The organism is Paenibacillus agricola (genome assembly GCF_011440305.1).
Classification (GTDB): Bacteria; Bacillota; Bacilli; order Paenibacillales; family NBRC-103111; genus Paenibacillus_S; species Paenibacillus_S agricola.
In genome coordinates, this window is the sequence record NZ_JAAOIW010000070.1 from 1 (window position 1) to 1,318 (window position 1,318).

At 45.9% G+C, this 1,318-nt stretch carries 1 protein-coding gene; it reads left to right on the plus strand.

The features are described 5' to 3' along the window. Nucleotides 1–460 precede the first annotated feature (460 nt). On the plus strand, nucleotides 461–910 hold the full coding sequence (locus tag G9U52_RS39055; protein ID WP_166158871.1) for a VOC family protein: 450 nt from the start codon (nucleotides 461–463) through the stop codon (nucleotides 908–910). Nucleotides 911–1,318 lie beyond the last annotated feature (408 nt).

Sequence of the window (1,318 nt, forward strand, 5' to 3'; positions counted from 1 at the left end):
GCCTTAGACATTGAGGAAAACCTTCCCAAATATTGTGGGGCGGTTATTTGTCGTACCCTTTTTCCAGTATAGCATCCTTCGTTTCGTTCATTAATAATTAAATATTGACAGCCTATTAGCTGGTATAGCTGAGCGAAGGGCTACCACGCGGCAGCCCTTCTGGCATTGAACTATCGTACCCGTTCATGCAGCGCTGGTCTTGCGCTGCATGAACGGGTAACGGGCAGTTATGCGTGGTGATAATTAAAACATCTTCTTTACAAGCGAACGTGTATTCGGTATTATCTTTATGGGTGAATTTACCATAATTATGAGGGAGTGATAAATGGCGGAGATTACCAACGAAGTTCGTAAATAAGTCGTTATGCGCAACTTTATGTCAGAGACGCTTAGACATAAACTTAATTGAGGAAAGCTTTAAATAGAGATTATGACTTTTAATTCATAAGGAGATAAAACTATGACAAAAAATAAATTACTACGAATGGACAACGTCCTCATCGTCGTTGACGACCTCGAAGCTGCTAAAGCCTTCTTTCTCCAACTCGGATTCGAGTTGGAGGGCGAAACGACCGTCGAGGGCTCCTCCGTAGATCGTCTCATTGGCCTTCAGAACGTCCGTGCTACCCTCGTGTTTATGCGCACTCCGGACGGCCACGGACGGATCGAGCTGGACAAGTTCCACACGCCGGATGCGATCAGAACTGGGCCCGAGAAGGCTCCGGTGAACGAACTCGGGATCCGCCGCATCATGTTCGCCGTCGATGACATCGATGACGTGGTCGCGCGCATGCTTGCCCATGGCGCCGAACTGGTCGGCGAAGTGGTGCAATTCGAGGACACGAATCGACTCGCCTACATCCGCGGTCCCGAAGGCATCATCGTCGGGTTGAGCGAGCAGCTCAAGTAATAAATCGGTAACGGATGTTTTAGGAAATCCACCATCAATATATCTAATAGATAATAGATTATATCGGAGCAGGCGCTACGGCAACCTGCTCTTTTTCAGTAGCATTGTTAGCGTACGTTTTTTTCCCTTTTATGCGGTGATGTCCGTAAATAATAAAGTTTTAGACTAGATAATAATGTTGTAGACTGAAATACTAAAGTAGTAGACTGACGGCATCGCTAAACTACCATGAAAATTCATTTTCATCCTCTGTGGTGCAGCGCTGGTTTGCAATGCATGGATGGCTAAACATTCCTGTAAGGCCTAAGATTTGGGCTTTGTCAAAAAAGGAGCGCCTCGGTATGATGGATTTGTCGAAGGGGTTTAACCCAATACATCAAGGAGGCGCTCTTACTATGAAGTTTAAAC